General features: G+C 54.8%; 9 protein-coding genes. 1 reads left to right on the top strand and 8 read right to left on the bottom strand.

The features are described from left to right. Window positions 1-12: 12 nt before the first annotated feature. The 8 genes from HRQ63_RS22455 to HRQ63_RS22420 form a co-directional block, all read right to left on the bottom strand. A complete protein-coding gene (locus tag HRQ63_RS22455) occupies window positions 13-1,047 on the bottom strand; it encodes a hypothetical protein (RefSeq protein ID WP_172247394.1) in 1,035 nt (344 codons plus the stop codon). A 277-nt stretch (window positions 1,048-1,324) separates the two neighbouring features. Further along, the gene (locus HRQ63_RS22450) at window positions 1,325-2,047 is read right to left on the bottom strand and encodes a LytR/AlgR family response regulator transcription factor (protein ID WP_172247393.1); all 723 of its coding nucleotides are present in this window, start codon (window positions 2,045-2,047) and stop codon (window positions 1,325-1,327) included. Between the two features lie 11 nt (window positions 2,048-2,058). Next, window positions 2,059-3,342: a sensor histidine kinase gene (locus HRQ63_RS22445; protein ID WP_172247392.1), complete on the bottom strand. Its 1,284-nt coding sequence runs from the start codon at window positions 3,340-3,342 to the stop codon at window positions 2,059-2,061. A gap of 37 nt (window positions 3,343-3,379) precedes the next feature. Next, complete coding sequence (locus HRQ63_RS22440) at window positions 3,380-3,532, bottom strand: cyclic lactone autoinducer peptide (protein WP_172247391.1); 153 nt, start codon at window positions 3,530-3,532, stop codon at window positions 3,380-3,382. After that, a complete protein-coding gene (locus tag HRQ63_RS22435) occupies window positions 3,529-4,158 on the bottom strand; it encodes an accessory gene regulator B family protein (protein WP_172247390.1) in 630 nt (209 codons plus the stop codon). The genes HRQ63_RS22440 and HRQ63_RS22435 overlap by 4 nt, the downstream gene beginning before the upstream one ends. A 202-nt stretch (window positions 4,159-4,360) precedes the next feature. Then, window positions 4,361-12,052: an S-layer homology domain-containing protein gene (locus HRQ63_RS22430; RefSeq protein ID WP_172247389.1), complete on the bottom strand. Its 7,692-nt coding sequence runs from the start codon at window positions 12,050-12,052 to the stop codon at window positions 4,361-4,363. 27 nt (window positions 12,053-12,079) lie between these two features. After that, a complete protein-coding gene (locus HRQ63_RS22425) occupies window positions 12,080-17,254 on the bottom strand; it encodes a hypothetical protein (protein ID WP_172247388.1) in 5,175 nt (1,724 codons plus the stop codon). 22 nt (window positions 17,255-17,276) lie between these two features. Further along, window positions 17,277-17,960 (bottom strand): S1 family peptidase, encoded by a 684-nt coding sequence (locus HRQ63_RS22420; protein ID WP_172247387.1) that lies wholly within the window; start codon window positions 17,958-17,960, stop codon window positions 17,277-17,279. A 239-nt stretch (window positions 17,961-18,199) separates the two neighbouring features. On the opposite strand from HRQ63_RS22420, the gene HRQ63_RS26320 reads away from it, so the two are divergent. Then, a complete protein-coding gene (locus HRQ63_RS26320) occupies window positions 18,200-21,280 on the top strand; it encodes an ATP-binding protein (RefSeq protein WP_172247386.1) in 3,081 nt (1,026 codons plus the stop codon). The last annotated feature ends 26 nt before the right edge of the window (window positions 21,281-21,306 follow it).

Here is a 21,306-nt window from a genome sequence, read left to right as displayed (position 1 = left end):
TTTTCGTCGGGATTATATCGTCATGAGCAGTCCGGTGCGGCTCGACTCGATGCAGCGTATCGCGCAGTATCCATACACATGCTTTTGCGCCATTCCTTGTTCGAACATGGGCAGCGTCATATAGAACAGGTTGATCACGTTGCGGTAAACCAACATTTCGTCGGCCATCATAAGTTCTTCGAGATCATCGCGATCAAGAAGGCGCCGATGGAAAGGATTGTCCATCCCGGCTATGTATTGTTCGAATCGACGATGTTGATCGTATAGTTCCAGATGGTCATCCTGCTTGAATCGCGTTTTGTCGAAACCTTGTCTCATTTCTGCGGCCACATCGTTCCAAGCCTCTTTCCAAAGATTCAAAGAAGCTTGAAGCGAAGTGCCGGGCGGCTGCTGCTTTTCCGCGAAAACGCCGAGATACAAACGCTCGAAGCGTTCTTGCACGTTTTCGGGATGCCCTTCGAGCCTCAATCGGGAGAAGAAGCCGAGCACGTGAGACAGATAAGAGATGTATCCGCTGGCCGCATCGCCGTTATACAAGGTAGCAATATGCAGAAACATATCGGTAAATATACGAATCCGATTCTTTTCATCCATCATTGAAATCTCGGCCAACAGAAGATTATTGGCATTTTGAAGCCGGCAGCGGAATCCGTGGAACAATTGTCGATGGTAGTCCGAATTGTAAACCCCGGTCTTGCCTTCACCCTGCTCGATCTCGCCGTCTTCGCGCATTCGGCCGTCCGTATCCGTTCTTAGTTCCAGGTCGCCTAATCGACGTTGTTCTTTCAAATATTTGAGCCGTACGGACTCGATCTGCTCAAGGCGCAGCGGATGCTCCTTTTTGTAATCCATCGTGCAAGCGGTCAGCGAATCGAGCAGCCGGACTTCGTCTTCCGAACTTTCCCCCGTGATCAAAATACTCGGGCCGTGCAGCCAATCCGTGTCCAGATAATAAGAACCTCCGACTTCCCGGTCCAATACTTCTTTGGTCAACTTCAACATGAGTGGAATTTTGCTTGCTTCGTAGTCGTAAATCCGAATCGGCATTTCGTTCGCTCCTTTACTTGGGAATGGCACGCTGCCTGAACAGGCTTCGTTTTCCTTGTGGCTTAAGTATAGGCCGTACGGACCTTTTCGCTCGGTTTTGCTCATAAAAGTACGGATTATGCTCAGAACCGTCTTGAAATGCGGAGAAAAACGTTCGCGATATCCGAATCGTCAAGGATCGCGCATGAAATCTGTGCGTTTCCCTTTCGCGGTTTCCATAAAAAAAGGCCGCTTTGCCTCCGTTTCCGGAAACAAAGCGGCCTTTTCAGGCAGTTATTCAGTCTAACCCTTTCAATGCGCGAACAGATACAAGGCAAATCTCCTCATTGACCATTTCAATCTCTCGTTTGGAGCGGTCCACGCTTTTGATATTGTCTTTATTGACCACGAAGGATTTATGGCAGCGATAAAACGGATCTCCGACTTCTTCCAATTCTTTGATCGATCCGTAAAACTCCAATTGGCTGTTTTCCATATGCAGGATGATCTTATGGGGAACGGGCGAAGATTCGAAAAACATGATGTCTTTATGATCGATAGATCGGGTTTTTTCCCCGACTTTCACTTTGAATCTCTGCTGCTGAACGCCGTTATCGCTCAAATGACGCTTATGCGCTACAGCGATACAATCCCGAACCTTGCGTCCGATTTCTTCCGGAACGTCTTTGATGATATAATCCATGGCCTCGACTTTGTAAATGAACGTCAAATAAGAAAGCTCGCCGTGAGTCGTCACGAATACGATTTTGCCCGAATCGTCGCGCTCCCGGATTTCGGAAGCCAGCGCGATGCCCGACATTTCATGTTGAAGGTCGACGTCCAAGAAATAAAGACCTGTCGTTTTCGGGTTTTCGTCCAAATAGTTCAATACTTGTTCGGGATTGTCGGCAGCAAGAACCAATTTCATGTCCAAAGCTTCCATCATGATGTAATCGGTCACGATTTTTTCCAAACGCTCGCTTTGTTTCGGGTCATCTTCACAAATCAATACGGACAGCACGCCATCACCTTCTATATAGGATTGATCACCAGAATTTGTTTGAATTGTCCTTGTTCGATAAGAGTTTCGGAAGTCACGTTCGGCAGTTGTCCGATCAATTCCACCAAACTGGCCAAGCCCAAGCCTCGATTTTTGCCTTTCGTGGAAAATCCGGCTTCTTTAAGCTTGTGCAAACGCGGCATGTCCGGCCGGCAGCTGTTTTGGATCACGATATGAATCGTATTCCGGTCCCGAATAAATCCGACCTGCATGCTGCCCTGCTTGATTTCCTGAAGTTCCTCGATGGCATTGTCCAGCAATATGCCGAGCGCCCGTACCATCGCCACCGAATCGGCAGGAACGAACTCGATGTCTTCTTTTGCCTCGAACGTCGCATCGATCCCTAATTCTTGGGCACGGATCAGCTTGGACGCGATAATGCTTTTGATTTCTTTGACTTTGATCCGGCTCAGGTTTTCCAGCTTGAAGTCATTGGATTCCAGATGTTCCGATGCCCTTTTCAGCTTTTCCCCGTAGTATCTTTTCAGCCCTTCAAAGTCTTCTTCCTGAATAAAAGCATCCAGCGAAGACAAAATATTCTGATGGTCGTGCCGGAACTTGCGAATTTCCGTATACTGATGTTCGAGCTCTTGCGTATAGCGCTGCATCGCCTCTTGCTGGGCTTCTTTTTGCTTAACCTCGTAGGCTTTGCGGAGCGACTTGGAATAGATATAGAAAGCCAGGAAAGCGATCAATAAGTAAACAAAGAAAAAGAACAGATTGAGTTGAATCAATTCGATCGTTTCGCCGATGTAGGCGCTCAAATAAATGCAAAGGTAATACACGACTACGGTCAATACTCCCAGATACACGACAAGCTTTTTCAGTTTGTCGTCGATTTCTCCTTTGCGCCTGAAAAGCTGCACCAATTTTCGGATTCCGTAGCTGCCCGCCAAAGAAAACGCCGTCAACAGAATCGCGTAAATCCAATAAAAAAGCTGGCTCTCCGCGGACACGGACAGCACGTTCTCCATTAATGTCGCAACGGGATCGCTGAGCAGAATTAAAATCGTGCCGTATGACAAGCCTCCCAATGCCTTGAGGTTGTTTTTTTCAGGTATGTACAAAACGAAGAACGAACCGATCAGCATGGGAATCGATACGTATACGCCGAGCCAACGAAAAGAAAGGGCGCATAATATGCCCCAAAAAATAGTCGTTATTATTTTTTTGAAAGACGGATATGTATTCGCAACGATAATTTGAGCAGTAGCCACCATAAGCAGTACCTGGAGCGTACCGATGAACACCAACATATGTAATCATCCCTTTAATAAAGGTAATGATTTCATCTTAGCATTTTTTGTTGATATCTTCCACGCTATTTTCATTGGCTTTCGCTTGAAGCTCGAAAGGTACTTCAGGTTCGTATACGCCCATCAAGCAGCAGGCTCCCACACTCAATTCTCCGAATTTCACCAGTGTTTTGATCAAATTTTCTTTCATCGTTCGTTTCCTCCTTTTCGGGGTGTCGATTCAAACAAGCGATAGGAACATGGCAATATAAGAAGAACCGCAATCGAACTCCCTGCCATCAAAAGGTTGGAGATCGCCAAGGAAGGCAAGGCGATGATCAAAACGATTATGAAAATGTTCGATCTTATCGCTTTGCGACGAAGGCTTCTTTTTTTCTCCCAAGAACCGATCGCGTTTTTGAACGTGCTTGCAGGAGCATATTTCATTAAAAGCAAGACATTCGCGATTCCCCATAATAAAAGAACGAAACGAGGTGCAAGAACTGCCTCAGCGTTAATCATCCAAGGGATTCCGACAAAAAATAAAGTGCTGACCAAAGTGCAAACGAAGCTTGATTTCGCATGCACGCCATACGCGAATACTCGGATGGACAAAAAGGCCAAATGGAAGATTAGTGTCGGAAGAGCAGCGTTTACTACAAAAGCAAGCGCGTATACGACGCTCATTTTAGAAATATTGATAAACAGTACTTCTAAAGCCAGCTTGCATTTTAAGTAATCGATACGATCGACATTCCGATCCGCAGTCAGACGATCAGTCAATGCCAATGCCATCCGTTCGGGCCATGCCAGCGAACGTGCATTTTCGATGATCATTCTCCCACCTCCTGGATTTAGTTTACCTGATCGGCTCGCTTGGGGGCTTTATTATCCGCAAATCTCGTTTTTTTATCATAATCGTTCGCAGTCGGCAAAAAAATGATCAGAAACTACGTTTTTTATATCCTGATCGTCGATAGCAACATGAAAAAGAAAAGATCCCGGGTTCTCCATGAGAACCCGGGATCTTTGTGGTTTCTTACATCAATTCCAGCTCCGTCAATAATCGACGAACCAGCAGCGTCATTTCCGCGCGCGTCACCGGAGCTTTCGGCTCCAGTTTGCCTGCGGATTTGCCTTGAATCAGGCCGAGCTTCACCGCTTGCGCGGCGCTGGTCTTGGCCCAATCGGACAGGCTTGCGGCGTCCGTATAGCCGTTCAGCGCGGACGCTGTATCGGCTGCGGACGGCGCTGCTTTTCCGGCTAGTTCATAAGCACGCATCAGCATGACCATGGCCTGCTCGCGCGTCATGACGTCCTTCGGACCGAAGCGGCTGCCGCTGTAGCCGGACATCAGGCCGTATTCCGTCGCGGTGCGTACCGCATCGTTATACCAATCCGTGGATTTCACGTCGGCAAACGACGCGTTCGAATCCGCGACCGACTTCAAGCCGAATGCGCGTGCCATCAGCGCCGCGAGTTCGGCGCGCGACATGCTGCGCGACGGATCAAAGCGCGTCGCCGAGATGCCGTTGACGATCAGGCGCGAAGACAAATCGTTGATCGCTTCTTCTGCCCAATGTCCTGCCAGATCGCGGAAGACCGCGGTGTGTTTGACCGGCAGATAAACGCTGTTGGTCAACGTGCTCGCGACCGCGTACATGATACCGTCTCTCGCTTCGAAGCGGGTCGGCACATGACGCAGACTGCCGTCTTGTTCCATCACGACGACGGTGGATACCGTACGATCGTCTTCGCCGACCGGAAGACGCAGTTCCTTCTCCGTCATCTTGGCAAAGCGCTCGATCGATACGGAACGTTTGCCGTTGCTCGCCGTCATGTCGAAGGCGACCGGAACGCCTCGCGGCACGGTGATTCCTTCGGCAGTCAACTGCTCGGCAAGTTGAACATACAGATCGGCGGCCTGACCGACGTTCAGTGCGATTTTGATATTTTCCGCATTTTCGCTTGGGAACGAAGACACCACCGCATCGGTATTGATCGCGTCGAGTCCCAGACGATAGCTTCCCCAATCGCTTTCCAAATCGAGCGTTACGCCTTTCGCGGCAAGCTGTTTGACGAGATCGGCATCCAGTTCGATGCCCAGACGCTCCAACTCTCCCGTTACATTCAGCGTAATCTGTTGTCCCTGCTTGACCGTGCTCAAAAGCGCTTCGCGCACCGGATGCGCAAGGATCGTCGGACCGTTTGCTCCCGGCGTGACGTCAACGAGCATCAGGCCGTCCGTTTGCGTGCCGTCGAGTTGCAGCGGAATCTTGATATCCTTGCCGCCGACCTTCGCATCGACCGCGATACCGCCGATGGTCAACGGTCCCTTAGGCACGTTGGATGCCGGCTTCGTGATCGTACTCGATCCGCCGCCCGTCGAAGCCGGAGCGACCCATTCGTTCACGGCGACAGCCGCAGAAGAAGCCGTAACAAGTTTCGGCTGAGCCGTCGTACGCTTCACGACCACGATCCGCTCGCCCGGCTTCGCCTTCACGACCTTGTCGGCCGGAAGGGCGGTCCAACTGCTTACATTCTGTTCGAATGTCGGCAGCAGCACTTGCGCGGCATCCGAGAACACTTTGTATGCCCATTCGCTTCCGACCATGTTGCCGCCGTGACCGGCAGCGTTGATCGAGACGCGGGTCTCGCCTGCTTTGCCGGTGCCTACGGTCGAGGCTTTTACCGTGTCCATGTAGTCAGGCGGAGCACTTCCCGCTTCCGGCGCAGTAACGGACACCACGTCGGTCACGCTCAGCTCCGTGCCCTGCCACTCGTAATCGGCTTGGATCAAGGCCGCGCCGACGCGTTTGCCGGCTACGGTCCCGTTTTGTTCAACGCCCGCGTTGGCTTCGCCCATCACTACGCTGTACGCGATATCGGCGTTATCCAGCAGCTCGCGGGTGCCGTCCGTATATTCGACATACGTTTTGAGAGCCGCAGTCTGACCGCCCGCCACGACGGCTTCCGGCATTTCAAGCTTCAGTCTGCGCGGCAGCTTGAAGTTGTCGTTCAAGACTTCGACCACGGCACTGTTGACGTTACCTGCCGCGTCTTCCGTCTTGATACGCAGACGAGTCTTCAATTTATCCCCGCCGAGCGCGATATTCTGCTTAAATACGCCGTTCTCGTCCGGCTTAAACTGTGCCAACTCCGCATCGGTATCGGCATCCGTGACCGTCACGGTAGCATCGGTCATCGTCGTGCCTTCCAATAACGCTGCGCCGTTTGCTGCGCGGGCGCCCGGCAGCGGAGCATCCAAATAGATCATCGGCGCGATCTTGTCGATCGTCACGTAGAGCATGGTGACGGACGTGTCGCCCGTGGTCTTGTTACGGGATTTCAGTTGAACGGCGTAGACGCCGTCTACCTCGAACTTGAGATCCATCTTGTTCGTTTTCGACAAATCGTACGTACCCAGCACGCCGTCGTCCGTGGAGGCCTCCACGATTACGCCCGATTGCGGCGAAGTTACGCCGACGCTGATTTCGTTCGAATTTGCGATCACTTCGTATTTGTTATCCACGACTTTTTTGCCGTCCAACGTCAGTTCCGGCCCTTGCGGCACAGGAAGCAGCTTCGGAGCGGAATAAGTCGCCGCAGACAAACGCATGTTGGCATTCGCGTCCGCTGCCGGCTTGCGGGCTACCATCACGCCCATGCGATAGGTCTTGCCCGGCTCCAGTCCGGAATGGCGCACTTCGCTTTCTTCCATCACGATCGTGCCGTCGGCATTGCGCAAAATTTTTCCGTCCGCGCCCAACTTCGGCGTGCCCAGCTCATTCCAGCCGCCTGCGGTTACATGATAACGACCATCTTGCAAGGCAGCTTGCAAGTCGGATTCCGTGTACCCTTCTTCGCCGAACGGATCGTACAAGACGTTCTGTTCGTCCATGGCCGTCAAGACATAGGTGAACTCATCGTCTTCCGCTCCTGTCGGTTTCACCGAAGCCGGGAAAGAGACGTCGAACATGCCGTTACCGATGCTTGTCACGTCGACTGAATCCACTGCGTTCGGAGCCAACGGATCGACCAGCGTGTACGCCTCTTGCGAAGACTTCGCGTCGAAGGCCGATTCGGTCTTCAACTCGGCGCGCAGATAGTAGTCGCCTTGTTGAATCAGACCGCGCAGATCGGCTCCGCCGAGGTAATCGATACGGTTAACGTCGAAACTCATCTCGCCCGAGGCGCTGCCGTCGGCCGCGATATCGCCGCTCGATACTTCGATGCCTTTCGCGATCATAATGCCCGGATCGATCGATTCTTCTGCGGTAGGAACCGCCTGCAATTGGTCGGCGGACAGATACAAATCGACCGTATCGCCCGGCGAAGCATTGGCTACCGTCCAGCGCGCCGTGAATTTGTCGCCGTCTTGCGCGTCCGTGGCAAGGCTTGCCGCAGACAGGCTAGGCAGCACCGGAATATTCATCAGCTTGGACTTGACCGATTGGCTCGAAGTCAAGGTCCAGTCGCCCGTGTTCGCATCCGATTGCGGAAGCGCGATATAGACGCGGCGGGTGTCCGTGCCTTGCTGTTCTTCTTTTTTCGTGACTTGGGTGCCGTCGCTCTTCAGATCGCCTTCTTTCGGCGCTTTGATGATCTGTTCGAACGCCGTCGCGGTTTTGTCGGACGCTTCGCCGAACACGATGTCGTAAGAAGAACCGTCGGCGCGTTTGAGCGTCAGGGTAGGGCGCGTCGTCGTGAAGTATTCCACTTCGAGCAGCGCGTTGCCCGTGATATCGGAAGTCGGGATGATATGCTTTTTCCCGCCTTCCGACGTACGGATACCGCCGATGCCGAGATTCTGCGAGCTGTCCTCGATCATGTCGATGCCTTCCGCAACCGACGTGTAACGGATCTCGTAACGGTCTGTTTCTTCATTTTCCCACGAAGTCGCGAGCGTCTGGATGCCCGTGCCGATTTGCAGCAGTCTAGGTCCTTGTTCCGGATCGTTGACCGCCAGATTGATCAGCGCGTCGTTGTCCAGATGCGAACCGTCCGTCATGAACGAGATGCCGCCGCCCCAATAATATTTGATGCCCAGCGTCAGGAACAGCAGCGAGATGCCCGCCCAGAGTTGGTCATTGTTGGCTCCTGCGCGCACGCCGAAGCCCATGCCGCCGACCACGGGTACCGAGCCGGGAATCTGGATTTTGGAGCTGACCATGCCTTCGAAGTCGACGCGGCCCTTCTCCAGATTTTCGCCGATGAACAGACTGGCGCTGCCGATGATGATATCCCAACCGCCCACGTCGAGCTGCGCTCGGGCGCGGATAAACATCGGACTGACCCACTGCGTCTGCACCAACGCTTCGGTCAGCATCGGAAGCGTGTCGTCGCCGGAACCGTAATCCAGGGTACCGAGAATTTTGAATCCGGTCGCTTTGAGCGTCAGATCGACCGCGCCGGTGAATACCGCAGGCTTTTTGCCGAGTTCCATATCGACGCCGGCTTCCAGCGTCAGCGGAATGCGCTCGGTACCGCCGGCGATCGTCATGGCCAGCTCGCGGATCGCGCCGCGCAATGCCGAGATTTTGATCGCCGGGTTGATCATGATGCCCGGTTCCGGCAGATCCGAACCGAACGCGATGACGTCCGGAATGATCCGTCCGTCCGGCACGCGTTTGAACGCAAGCTCGGCGCTAATCGAGAACAGATTTTCCAGCTTGCCTTCGAAGTTGATGCCGTACGAGTTCATCACGTCGTATTTGTTCGGGTCTTTGTAATGAACGATATTGATGCCTCCGGCAATCTTCTGATCGCCGTCGTCCGACTCCTTGATCAGGCCGATGCCTTCGCCGAGTTCGAAGTTCAAAGCCGAATCAATGCCCACGAAACCGGATTGGTTGAACATGACGCTGTTGACTTCGCCGTTGACGATGTACATTTTCACAGCGCCGCCAAAAGCCACTCCGTCTTCGCGCAGCACGAAGTCGTTCAGCTTCAGCCCGAAGCCTGCCACCGAGAACGTCGGCGTCGAGAACAGCGTATGCTTGTTGAAATACACGTAGGAAACGAGCAGCGTGCGATACGGATTGAGCGCATCGGCTACCATGCCGTTCGCCCAGCTCAAGCTGCCGTTCAGCGTCGGGTCTTCCGGATTGCGTCCTTCTTCCCATGCCTGTTCTTCGTCGGACAGACCCGAGTCCGTGCCGAGCGATTTGTCGAAGCCGTTGTAAAAATCGACGGTCCATTCGCCGGAGTGGAACACGAAGCCGCTGTTCGCGACGCTCAGCGTACCGTCTCCGCCCACGAACAACGTTTGCAGGAACGGCGTTTCCGTGTTGGCTTTCAGCTCTTCGGCCAAAGCGAATTTACCGAACGACAGCGTCAAATCCTTGCCGCTGTAAGCCACGCTTTTGTTGAGGATAACCGGCTCGGTATCCGCGCGGATCGTATACTGCGCATTGGAGCCCGTGCCGGATTGGACGATCTTGCCGCGGGCTTCCAGCACGATCTCCTGCCCCGCGTCTTCGTCGAGTTCATCCGCGAATTCCTCGAACTGTTTTTCCGTCTCGAACGTCTTCACCGTATACACGGGCGAAGCCGACGGATCAAGCGCGCCCGCGATATCCAACGCCGGATCAAGCTTGCGCGAGGCCGCAACCATCTCCTGCTTCGCCGCCGTGAACTTGGCGCGATCTTGATCGAGCTTCGTTTTGAAATCCGCGTCCGACAGATTACTGTAGCCGAACGGAAGCGCGTCCGCGAACAGATCTTTATCGCCTGCTCCCGCGTTCAAATCGAGCGCTGTTTTGTAAACGGCCAAGATACCGGCTTGACGCACGCGGTTTTCTTCGTTTTGCGTCACCGCAAATGTCTGCTCCGTCGTGAAGCTCAGCGCTTCCGAGACTTCCGGAATCGTTTTGTCGCGATAGTCCAGCTGAACTTTATATTCGCCCAGCGGCAGCGTCGAGTCTTCCAGCGTCTCCAGCGTCGTGCCGTCGGCGTCGACCTTTTCCCCGCCGCGGTATACGAGCTTCAGGTCGCCCGCGAAGCCGTTGCCGAGCGCCTGCGCCGTAACGGAACGGGTCACCGGAACTTTGTAACGATCGCCGTTTTTCGCGTTGACCAGATACATGTCGAAATTGGCGGCCGTCGAGGTCGCTTCGCTGCCGACATTGTACGCCGCGATGTTGGATACGTTCAGGCTGATATATTTTTCGTCTTTGTCGAACGCCTCTTCCGGCGACATGGCGTATACCAGCGTCTGGCGCAGCTCGCCGACCGGCGGCAGGAAAATGAAATTCGCGCGGGACGATTCGTAGATCGCGCGGATTTCCGTTTCCGGCATGCCTTCGCTTTCGCTGATCGCGGTCTCCAGCTTTTTCTCCGTCTCCGGACTGCTTACCGTTACCATGTACTGACGCGTGGACGGCCAAGCTTTGCCCGAACCTTTGATCCGCCACTTCGCCGCGACGGTCTCGCCCGGCTTGTACGGAATATTTTCGATGCCCTTTGCCGCGTCTTCCGGGGAAATATTTTTGCGGAAGGTCAGCTTTTGACTGGATGAACCTAAGGTCTGCCCGTTCTCGTCAACGAAGCTTAGACCGTTCTCCAGCGTCAACGTCACGTCGATCTGGCTGTGGCTCAAGCCGAACAGTTCCAAGTTCTCGATCTCCGTATTCACTTCGAAAATGCCGTCGTTCACGTATCCGCTCTCGTCCGCGTTGGTTTCCAGTTTCTGCGTCGGATCCAGGAAACGCACGTCGAACACTTTCTCCGGCGCGATGATTTCGCCCAGGCCATACACCAGCTCGAACGAGTGCTGCGCGCCCGCCGCGACTTTGTCCGGGTTCCAGTAGTAAGCGACAGCCGTATCGGCCGTGCCGTAATCGTTGGTGTCCAGCGTAAAGTCGAGGTTCTCGTCCGGCTCGTAAGCCCATTTGCTGCCCGCCAGATTCGCCCAGTGCCCGACCACCATTTCGTCGACGATGTTGATTCCGCCTTCGAACAGGTTGTTGAAGCCGTAAGCGATCACGTTGGTCGCCAGCGGATTGGTCGGATCAAGCTTGTCGCGCATGACCCAATAAGCCGGCAGCTTATGCAGGTTATACGCTTGCTCGTCAACCGTCTTGTCGTAGCCGAGCGTCTCCGGTTCGTGAACCAGTTTGCGCTCCACCGTCAGCGGAACGGAATAGTTCTGGCCGATCTGGAACGCCGGACCGTCATTGCCGCCGACCGACGTATCGAGCAGCACGCGCGATCCGATCTCGACCGTGGAACTCGATTCGTTATCCACGACGTATTGAACGCGGACGTTGCCGCCCTGTTCCTTGTCGTCTTTGAGAATTAAGGTAATCACCTGGCTGATACGAATGCCTTTGATCGTCCAAACGGTCACCAGACTTTGCGTGCCGTCGGTTCCGGTTACGGCTTTCGGCGCTTCCAGCTTGGACTCCCAGTTCGGGGCCAGCTTGTACGGATTACCGAAAATGAGATCCGTACCGTCGATGCGGAACGTCGTGAACGACGTCTCCGGGTTATCGCCGCCGTAGATCGTATCGACGCCGTTGTCCTTTTTGCGGATCGGCTGACCTTCTTCGGTGCGAATGCTGAAGCGTCCGGTCTTGTTGTCCACCGTCGCTTGAATAAATCCGTTACGGATCGAGGTTGTGTCCTCCGTATTGATGACCTCCGCCAGCGCCTGCAAAGGCAGCGAGACCAAGAGCATGATCACGGCCGTAAAGGCCGCGATTGCTCGAATGATAGGTTTGCGTCGCATGGATGAACTCCTTCCGTCCTGTAGCTATTAATTGACCCGATTGACGAGCAGCGTGGAATAGACGCGTTCGCGTTCCTGGTTTTGCACGACGACGGTATACCAGCCTGCCTTCGGCAGCGTGACCTTGAAGTCTTGGCTGACCAACTGCGCGTACGTGACTTTGGTCGCGATGTATTTCAGTTGGCCTTCGCGTACAAGACCCGGGAAGTAGTAGACGTCATAAGTGCCTTGCTCGTTTTCGAGCTTCGTTCCGTCGCCTGTCGTGATCGTACGGAAGTTATTCACGTTGAACGTAACCGTGCCCGTATTCAGAATCGCCGTCTCCGACTCGGTATCGGACAGCGGAACGCCGTTGGCCGTCACGAACATGCCGTCCGTCGAGCGGACAAACACCGTTTGCAGCGCATAACCCGCATTGCCCAACTGGTCTTTTGCCGTATACCGAATCGTATGCTTGCCGGTCGCGGACAGGTTCAACGGCTTTTCCACATACTGGCCGCCTTCAAGCACGTATTCCGCAGCCGTTACCGTAATGTTTTCCGAAGTCGACAGATTATCGTTCGTCTCGTAACCGCCGAGGTCGGCTGCCAGATCGAAGTTCGGTTTGTTTTGCAGCACGGTCGCCGACGCTTTGTTCAAGCGGATCGTCGGCGCGGTATTGTCGAGGTCGGATACGGTAAAGTTGATCGTGCGTTTGTTGCCGAGCACGTCGGAGAGCAGGATCGACTTGGCGCCGCCGCTCGCGTACTCGATGCTGAATGCGGACACGGGAACATTGCCTGCATAGATCGTATTGCCCGTGACCGAAGACGGCTGCATGTCCAGGCTGACCCGGACTTTGCCGCGAGAGTAATCCCGATCGCCGATGCGGACAATCTCGTTGCCTGCAATCTCGCTGCCGTCGTTATCCACGCGAACCGACTTGATCTCGCTGACGTCCGGGATCGAACCGACCAATGTCGAGATCTCTTCGGAAGCCGGCTTCGCGTTATTGCCCGCGGCATCGACCAGCGTGAATCCTGCTTTTCCGTTAGCCGTCATCACGAACGAAGTCTGGTTGTTGCCCGCGCCGTTCGATACGACCTGATAATCCTGGACCTGTCCTGCTTTCGGCAGCACTTGAGCCACGACCAGATTGGACGCGATCACGTTGTCCCGGGTCGGAACCGCGAAGCGCGTAAATTCCCCGTTCGCGTTGTAGCCGTCGCCCGCGCTGTCCACGAGTGCCGTTCCGCCGTTGTAACGAATGAGCGCCTTGAGGTCGGGATGGTTGTAATGCAGCACGATGTCCGCTTCCGGCGGCGCGGTGTCGATGTTGTTCACCGTTGCAGTCGCGCTGCCCGTGAAGCCGACCGCGTCTTCATACTCGAATGTGAACTCGCCGTTTTCCTTAAACGTCTTGGCCGAAGTCTTCAGATTGGTGATCCGGATCGCCTCGCTCGATTGCAGGCTCACCTTGACCGTGCCGTTGGTCGCCGCGATCGTGGAGTATTTAACATTGACGATCGGCGGCGTGTCGTCGAAGTTAGAGACCACGATAAACACGATCGATTCGTGCTCGCCGTCTTTCACGTTGAAAGAATAGCTGCCGTTCCGATAAATCTTGAAGCGCTCGTTCGGCTCCAGCGTCTCCGGCATTTCCGGATTGCCTTCGGTCGGGGTTACGGTCTTGCCGTCCGCCTGATCGAACAAGATTTCTTGGCCGATATTCTGACCGCCGTCTTCGACTTTATCGCCGCCGCGGATCGGAATGATCTGTTCCAGCGAAGCCAGCGCATAAGCAGGTGCATCCTGGATTTGAACAGTCGGCGTTACGATATCGCTCACATTGTCGTAAAATCCTTTGAATTTCACCCGGATCTTCGACTTCAAGTTTTCCGGGTCATCCGAATCGACGGGAACGCCCGCGTAGTTCGTGTACGGCATCCAGGTGCTCCAGTTATCTCCGCCGTTCGTGGAAACGGAGTAGAAATACCCTTCCTGCGCCGGGACGTCGACGTTCATTTGCAAAATCGCGATATGACCGTCGTCTCCCGCATCTTCCGTTCGAATCAAGCTCGCGCTTCCGACCGGCGGATCGCTGCTCAGGTAAAAGGCCGCGAACAGGCCGCTTGTGCGATACAGCTTGCCGTTGCCGAGACTGTCCTTTGCATGAATGTACAATCTATAGTTGCCGTTGTCTTTCTTGTCGTCGACTTCCAGCACGGCCGTTCGGTCGGCCGGAATCTTGCTCCAGCCTTTGCCTTCCGGATCGGGTTCTTTCTCGTCTTCGCCTTTCACGACTTTGATCCATTGGTAACGGATATTCGCGTCGGCTACGCCGCCGAAGTCGGCCAACGTGTCATATACGGCCACCTGAACGGTCTGCTGGGCCATCGGATACAGATAGCCTTGCGAACCGAAGTTCACGCCGGGCGGCAGGTGGTCGAATTTGTATTCTTTATAATAGTAGTAATAGCGTCCGGTCTCCTGCTGCTTGATGCGCACATGCGCGTACCAGGTACCGTTGATTTCTTTATCCGCAGGGAACTTATAGCGCGAAGCGGCTTCGTCGCCCAGCTTGGTGTCCTTCGGCTCTTCTTCGAACGCCGTCCAATCCGCATTGCCTACCGGGCGTTCGGAGCTTTGCGTGTATTGATACTCGGCCGTGTCGATCGGAACGCCGGCGATGGTGAAATCAGGTCCGTCGTTGATCGCGTAGTCCGTCGTATAGCTTTGGAAACGGGTCGTGATGACGAGAACGTCGACGGCTTTCGGCTCGGCGATTGCGGAGTGGCCCGCAACGTCTTCCGCCTTGGCGTGCAGTTCGTAACGTCCGCCTTTGGCAATTGCCGGATCGTTCAACGTGGATACTTCGGCTTCGCCTTGCGCGTTCAGCGTCGCAGCCCGCCAGCCGGAATCCGTAGGCTGTCCGCCCACTGCCGTGAATTGGTACTGGATCTTATCGTTCTTGATCGAAGACGTCGGATCTGCGGCCTTGACCGTGATCTTGACGTTGTCGGAATTATTGTCTTTTACATCGGCGATTTCCACGGTCGGATCATCGTTGTCGATCTTGAGCAGACCCACGCTGTACGACCAGTTGGAATCATCGTTTTTAAAATCGTTCAGCGGCCATTGCGAGACATTGCCGTAGTCGGACAACGTCGGCAAAATGTTGCGACGGTAATTGTCTTCCTGCTCGGCCACGGTTGCTTCCGGATTTTGCGCCAGATAAGCCGCGCGTTCCGCACTGCCTTTGTCGTACTGCATGCGCTGGCGGGCGGAATCCCAGCTCATGTCCGCCGTCCACACATGCAAATACCAATTGCCGTTCAACTGCGAAGGGTCTCCCGGCAGTTCGATCTTCGCGCCGTTCTGGGCAGCCGACAGTTCGATGCTGTCAAAGCCCGACGGATACAACTCTTCCGAAGGCTGTTTCTGCGTCAGCGAGTAACGCTTAACCGCCGCGAAGTTGTCGTTTTGTCCGGCGAACGGATCGGTCGGATCTTGATTGAGGATGTAATAAACGAGACCCGAACCGCTTCCCGGACGGAACAATCCTTGGCTGTCCGTGCCGTTCAACTGCGGATCGAAGGCGTTGACGGTAAACGATCCGTTGCCCACGTATTGCCCCTCCGGAATGGCTTCGCCGTCCTGGTTCTCGTAAACGAAGTTCACCTGAGGCGCCGTGTTATCGACGGACAGTCCGGCCCAAGCGATCGACTTGACCGGCTCGACCAGCAGGTTGCCCGCATAGTCGGTCAGCGCCTTGCCGTCGCCAGGATCGGAAAGATGCTCAAGCGCCGCGGTTTCCAGCAGCGCCGTCTCGACGGTCTGTCCCGCAGGTACGTTCATGCGGAACGTCCAGGTGTTGGTGTTCTGGCCGCTGACGTAAGCCGCGGTCATGCCGTTAGTGAATCGCAGCTGCGTATTTTCGGTCGGCGCGTAGGCGCTGACGACCTGCTCGTTGAGATATACGTTGAAATCGACGACGTCGCCTTTGTTCAGCACGAGTCCGGTCAGGATTTCGGGCTGCACGCCGTTGCGGGAAGCCGAGTATTTCGGTTCGCGCGCGTCGATGATCGTGCGGAATGTGCCGTTGCGATAGGCATTGTCGGCGAAAGGAACGGTGCCGATGCCCGTGAAGTTCGCAACCGGGTTGCCTGCGCCGTCGACGAAGCCGGCAGCGTTCAAGCGCTCCAGCAGCGTCGGACGATCCGGCTCTGAAGCCGCGACCAAGCGCTGCGGGTCGAGCGGTACGTTGCCGGTGCTGTCGTTCTGTGCAGCTTGGTAGCGCAGGTTGAAGGTGGAGCGCGCGTCGTTAGTCAGATTCACGCCGTTCAGCGGGAAACTGCCGTAATTCGGATCGGCGCTCGTCAGGTAGTAGACGGACGGATCGAAACCGTCGCCGCCCGGATTGCTGAACAATTCCGTTCGCAGGAAGCTGAAGTTGTTGTCGATCCGATCAGAAGCGTCTTCCGCGGACGACGGGAATACCGGTTCACTGAAGTTCAGTGCCAGGTTCATCGAACTGTCTTTTTTCAAGAACAGTTCATCCTTTTGAACAGCCGGATCGGCGTTGTAACGCACGATTCCGGTGTGGGTGAGGTTGCTTCCACTAAAGGTAGGCGGGGTGATATCGCCGAAGAAGAGTTCGATATCGTCAATGGTTTTGGTTGAATGTCCGACAAAAGCAATTTCGATGACATCATTAGGTCCAAACGCAATCCAAGAAGAGTTTGCGCGTTCACCGGATTGCATCAACTTGGTGTATTTCCCACTCCCGTTGACGCTCACGACCGCATTCATCACAAAACCATCCACACGTCCCGTCCGGAGAAGCAAACGCGCTCCACCGCCCTCAGCCAAACGTTTGAGCTCGGGGTTCGATTTGACGTTGATCGTCCCTACAAATTCCGAAGGGAAGAAAAACCCTCCATCAAAAACCAGATTCGCCGGTCCAAGCGTCTTCATATACTTCGAATCGTAAGACGTTCCCGGTGCTTTCCCGCGGAAAATACCAAAGCTGTTCCCATCGTCGCTTCTGACGTTATTATCCCAACCACTCATATCCCCGCGGTTCAAAATCTTCCCCCCGCCGTTCGGAATATACACGTCCTGATACTCCGCAGCCGCCGAAGCTTTAGGCAGCGGCGACCAGCTCGCGGACGTCAATACGAGCACCGCGGCAAGCAAGCAAATGCCAAACTTTTTCAACATGCAAAAACTCCCCTTCTCTTTGTTATGCCTTCCAAGTCTTAAGCAAATTGCGAATCTCTTCCGCGGTGACGCAGATATGGATGCCGCTCATGGTGCGAAACGATCCCGAGATCAGCCCGATCACGCGACCGTCTTCGCCAAGCAGCGGCCCGCCGGACATGCCGGACGATACTTGAGCGGAGGTTAGCAAGCGGATCTCGCCGTTTACCTCGGCTTTCGGCGCATTGACGATCCCCTCCGTAATGATTTTGCCGTCCTTCAACGGATAGCCGATCGCGAACGAACGTTGACCGTAACGGGCGGGCGATTTTTCGTCAGTAAGCGCAAGCGTCGTTCGTTTGCCGGTGTTCGCGACCGATAGCAGAGCCACGTCCGCTTCTTCGTCCGACTTCAGCACGTTTACCTTGCGCACCGCTCCGTCGTCGAATACGGCTTCGAACCTCACGCCGTCTTCCACCACGTGAGCCGCGGTCAGCGCTTTTCCGGTGCTCGTCAAAAAGCCGGAGCCGACCGTCTTGAGCGTCCCGTCCTTCCGATAAGCTTTCAAGTAAAAAACGGCCGGAGCGCTGTCTCGATAAGCTTTTTCCGCTCCCGAGACACTCTCCTGCCCGACTGCTTCAGCGCGTGCCGCGGTCGCATGGACCGTTCCGCCCAGCACGCTGACCGCGATCACGGCGGCTGCAATGCCCCCGATTCTTCCCCTCATGTTCCAACCCCCGTCTTTCCATGATTTATGCAAATATAGTACGGATTCATCTTCGAACATTGCGCATGCTGCGATACTGCTCGCTTGCTTCACAGTGTACTTCATCACAATAAACAAGCAATAAACAAGCAATAAACAGACGATTCCGTGAAATGTGATTGCGCCGCCGAAACATTATCCGCTACAATGCCCATATCGCATCAGACACCCAGATTCCCTTTGCCAAAGGAGCTTAATTCGTGTTCTTAAAACTATCCGGCGTTCTCCTGACTGCCCTGCTCGCCGCCACTGTTCTGCTCTTATCCACCTTCAACGAGCCGCAGCCCGCGGCGCTGCATGCTCAAGAAGGAGTCATGGATTTATCCGCCTGGAATCCCGAACGCGATCCGCGCATCCGATTGGACGGCGAATGGGCCTTTTATTGGGAGCGTCTGCTTCCCTACGAGACTCCCGCCCGAGCCGGACTGCTTCCCAATCCCGACGCTTATGCCGATGTGCCAGGTTCTTGGAGCGGTTTGGAGCCGAAAGGACAATCTCTGCCCGCGCACGGCTTCGCCACCTATCGACTTCTTTTGAAAAACGCGCCGTTTCACGGCATGCTGGCTTTGAAAAAAATGAATATCCGTTTTGCCAGCGAAATCTATGTTAACGGAGTGCGTTTGCTTGAAGACGGGCAGGTAGCGAGCACAAAATCCGACTATATGCCGGGCAACTCGCCGCAGATCGGCTTTTTCCCGTACGAAGGCGGCGATATCGAGATTCTGATTCGCGTTGCCAATTACGATTACACCGACTCCGGTATCCCGGGCCCGTTATTTTTCGGCGAACAAGGAGCGATGCTGGCTCAGGATCAATCCGGTAAGGTCGTCGAATTCGGCGTGCTGGCGGTGCTGACCACGATCGCCATCATTTTCCTGATTAGTTACATCGGGTCGGCGGTATACCGCAATCGCGACGATTCCCTGCTGCTGCTCGGCCTGATCTGTCTGTTCTACGCGCTGTACAACGGCATGATCAGCGAGCGCGTCTTGTCCATGCTCGGCGGCGAATTGTCGTTCAGTGCCTTTTACAAGCTCAAAGATGTCTGTTCGGTAGCCTGCCTGGGACTGTTGACCTTGTACTTCTATCGATTCAAAAAAGGCATCTTGTCAAAGCCGTTCGCGGTCGTTGCCTTGTCCGTATTCGGAGCGTACATCGCGCTGGTCGCGCTGCTGCCGATCTCCGTGTATACGCTCGCGGCCCCGTTCGTGATCGTGCTCTATACCTTGATGCTGCTATGGCTGCTGTACAAATGCGCGCGGCAGTTCATAACCAGCCGGCCGGGCGAGCAATTTCCGGCCTTCCTGTGGTACGCGTCGATTCTGTGCATGACGGCATACTGTTTGGACATTAATCTGTTCTCGATCTCCCTCAAGGAAAACATGAATATCGGACAGGTCTGCATCGTGCTGTTCAGCGTATTGATGCTGTTCTTGGCCGTGCTGCGCTTTTTCGAAGCCTATCTCACCGTTCGCACGCTCAAAGACCAACTGCTGCTGCTCGACAAGGTAAAAGACGATTTCCTGTCAAGCACCTCCCACGAGTTGAAAACGCCGCTGAACGCGATCGTCAACATCGGCGAAAGTCTGCTAAAAGGAGCCGAAGGCTCGCTCACCGATCAACAGGCGCATAATCTGGCGATTGTGACGGGAAGCGGACGGCGCCTTACCTATCTCGTGGATGAACTGCTGGACTATTCCAAAATGAAGCATGGCGACATCCCGATCCATCGCTCCGCCATTAATCTGTCCTCGTTTGTCGAATCGGTCGTTCGTATGCACGCCTTCCTGTTGGGTTCGAAAAAAATCGAGCTGCAAAACCGTATTCCGTCCGACTTTCCCGCGATTCAAGCAGACGGCAACCGATTGATTCAAATTCTTCACAACCTGGTCGGTAACGCGATTAAGTTTACGGAAAGCGGTACAGTGAGCATTCAAGCGTCCGTCGTTGCAGGCCAGGCCGAGATTCGCGTGTCCGACACGGGTCGCGGGATCGCTGCCGAAAAGCTGGAGCATATCTTCCTTCCGTTCGAACAAGAAGGAGCAGCCGGCCCGACGGGAGGCACGGGACTCGGGCTTAGCATCACCCGCAAGCTGGTCGAGCTGCACGGCGGAACCATCCATGCGGAATCCTCGCCGGGAAAAGGAGCGACCTTCGTGCTGACGATTCCTCTTGCAGACGGCAAAGGGGAATCGTCCGCCAAAGCACCTGTACTCCCCGATGCCGTGACCGATTCTCCGAACCGCATGCTGCGATACGCCGAGCCCGTGATCGTATCGGGACGACGCGGCGAATGGATCGTGGTCGTGGACGATGATCCGGCCAATTTGCAAACGATCGTCAATCTGCTCAAACTTGAAGGGTATAGTTATGCCGTGACTTCGCGTTCTCCATCCGTGCTGGAACTGCTTGATCAGCTTCCGGAAGTTCATCTGGTCGTGGCCGATATCATGATGCCGGACATGTCCGGGTACGAGCTGCTGGAACGGATTCGCACTCGGTATTCCCCTTCCGAACTTCCCGTGCTGATGCTGACGGCAGGAAATAAAGCGCATCAATTGAAGCTGGCTTTAGAAAAAGGAGCGAACGACTTCGTCGCCAAACCGTTCGAGTCGGAAGAATTATTGGCGCGAATCGGCAGTCTGACGCGGATGAAGACATCCGTACAGGCCGCTCGGGCGGCGGAGATTTCATTTTTGCGTTCGCAGATCAATCCGCACTTTCTGTACAATGCGCTCAACGCGATCGCGGAACTGTGCATCGATGCTCCCGACCAGGCGGAGCAGTTGATTCTCCAATTGTCGAGTTATTTGCGCCGCAGCGTGCATTTCAAGCATCTGGATTCGCTCACCAGCCTGCATAACGAGCTGGAGTTGATCCATGCCTATGTAGCGATCGAGCAGGCCCGATTCGGCTCTCGCCTTGAAGTTGTGATTGACGTGGACGCCGATGTGGAACGAGGCATGAATATCCCGCCGCTCACGCTGCAACCGCTGATCGAAAACGCGATTCGCCATGGTTTGATGTCCCGGATTAGCGGCGGGCGCGTGACGTTGTCGATTCGCAATTTGAACGAAAACGAGACACGCTTTACGATCGAAGATAACGGATGCGGGATGACCGAGCAGCGGAGCGAAGAAGTGTTCGAGAGCGCGGACGGAGCACGCGGCGTGGGGCTATGGAATATTTCCAGCCGCTTGAAACTGTTGTACGGCCGAAAGCTTCGCTTGGAGAGCGCGGACGGGGAAGGCACAATCGTTACATTCGACCTACCCCGATAAGTCACGCATGGAAGGAGATGAACGCC

The sequence above is a fragment of the Saccharibacillus endophyticus genome (assembly GCF_013185185.1).
GTDB classification, from domain to species: Bacteria; Bacillota; Bacilli; order Paenibacillales; family Paenibacillaceae; genus Saccharibacillus; species Saccharibacillus endophyticus.
Note: the sequence above shows the minus strand (reverse complement) of the source record. Positions and strands in the feature narration are given on the sequence as shown.